The organism is Aquirufa sp. TARAVU-A1A (assembly GCF_054558675.1).
In genome coordinates, this window is the sequence record NZ_JBPXKP010000015.1 from 1 (window position 1) to 476 (window position 476).

Sequence of the window (476 nt, forward strand, 5' to 3'; positions counted from 1 at the left end):
GCCACACTCGTAATACGTACATTGCTATGACCCGTCAGCAACGTAATGTTCGCGCCAGCTACCAACTCTCCCGAAGATAATTGTAAACAATAATGCGTCGCAGGGCCCGTTGCATTGTAAAAACGCATCTGATCCAATCGCTCACGATTCAGACCAGCACTCGTGCCCACATACACCTTGCCCGCTGTTCCACTGCTGCCCGGTGTTCCATAAACCCCCTGCCAACCCTTAATCGTCAGCAGCTTAAAATCATATACTCCAGCTCCACTAAACCTTAAGGCATGTACCCCCGATCCCAAACTAATGCTCGAGGCTGCATATAAACTTAGCTCACCCACCGTCTCGCTATATCCCGCTGTCGATAAATCACCTCCATTAAACATCACCGAACTGCTGTTGGCAATACGCTCATCGGCTCCCAATAATAAACTCCCACTCACCAATTCCGTTTGGCCCGTGTACAAAGCCTCACCCAC

1 protein-coding gene is annotated in these 476 nt (G+C 50.0%); it reads right to left on the minus strand.

The annotated features are described in order from the left end of the window. Window positions 1–476: hypothetical protein (locus V7S75_RS12050; protein WP_459514231.1), on the minus strand; the 476-nt coding region annotated here is incomplete at both ends.